This is a genomic window from Alcanivorax sp., from assembly GCF_014762765.1.
Taxonomy (GTDB): Bacteria; Pseudomonadota; Gammaproteobacteria; order Pseudomonadales; family Alcanivoracaceae; genus Alcanivorax.
The window spans coordinates 1-1,289 of sequence record NZ_JABURH010000003.1 but is presented as its reverse complement, the minus strand read 5'-3'; the positions used below and the strand labels follow the sequence as shown (position 1 = coordinate 1,289).

Genomic DNA, 1,289 nt, shown 5'->3' with positions numbered 1-1,289 from the left:
GCATACGCTTTTCGTTGCGCACGATGATGTCCGGGGCGCTCAGGTCCAGCAGACGCTTGAGACGATTGTTCCGGTTGATCACCCGACGGTACAGATCGTTCAGGTCGGAGGTAGCAAAACGCCCCCCATCCAACGGTACCAGCGGACGCAGATCCGGCGGCAGAACCGGCAACACGGTAAGAATCATCCACTCCGGCTTGTTACCGGAATCCTTGAAGGCTTCCATCAGCTTGAGACGCTTGGACAGCTTCTTCAGCTTGGTATCGGAGTTGGTGGATTCCACTTCCTCACGGAGGATCTTGATCTCTTCGACCAGGTCCAGCTCCATGAGCAACTGCTGCACGGCCTCGGCACCCATCTTGGCTTCGAATTCGTCGCCGAACTCTTCCAGGGAGTCGAAGTATTCTTCGTCGGTCAGCAGCTGGCCGCGCTCCAGGGTGGTCATGCCCGGCTCGGTGACCACAAAGGATTCGAAGTACAGTACCCGCTCGATATCACGCAGGGTCATGTCCAGCATCAGGCCGATGCGAGACGGCAGCGACTTCAGGAACCAGATGTGCGCGGTAGGGCTAGCCAGCTCGATGTGGCCCATGCGCTCACGGCGAACCTTGGAGAGGGTGACTTCAACGCCACACTTCTCACAGATAACACCACGGTGCTTGAGACGCTTGTATTTGCCGCACAGACACTCGTAGTCCTTGATAGGACCAAAGATACGCGCACAGAACAGGCCATCCCGTTCCGGCTTGAAGGTACGGTAATTAATGGTTTCCGGCTTTTTCACTTCGCCGAAAGACCAGGAGCGGATCAGATCCGGCGGTGCCAGAGAGATCTTGAGTTTATCAAACTCCGTGACTTGTCCCTGACTTTTAAGCAGATTCAGCAGGTCTTTCAAGGCCAGTCCTCCGTAGCGAGCTTTACGCTCTCAATTCTTTCCTAAACCCGGGTAACAACACGAGCCGCCCTCCTCACGGGAGAGCGGCGCACATTGCTTCAGTCGTTTTCCAGCTCGATATTGATACCGAGAGAGCGGATTTCCTTCAGCAACACATTGAAGGATTCCGGCATACCCGGGTCCATACGGTGATCACCATCCACGATGTTCTTGTACATACGAGTACGGCCATTCACATCATCGGACTTAACGGTAAGCATTTCCTGCAAGGTGTAGGCGGCGCCATAGGCTTCCAGCGCCCACACTTCCATCTCACCGAAACGCTGACCACCGAACTGTGCCTTACCACCCAGCGGCTGCTGGGTTACCAGGCTGTAGGAACCGGTGGAACGAG

1 protein-coding gene and 1 pseudogene are annotated in these 1,289 nt (G+C 55.8%); both read right to left on the bottom strand.

Features of this window, described 5'->3' with window-relative positions; all coding sequences use genetic code 11:
• Positions 1–895, bottom strand: a pseudogene (locus HUJ17_RS00030) (DNA-directed RNA polymerase subunit beta'); the annotation flags it as partial.
• A gap of 98 nt (positions 896–993) precedes the next feature.
• Positions 994–1,289: hypothetical protein (locus HUJ17_RS00025; RefSeq protein WP_290508798.1), on the bottom strand; the 296-nt coding region annotated here is incomplete at its 5' end.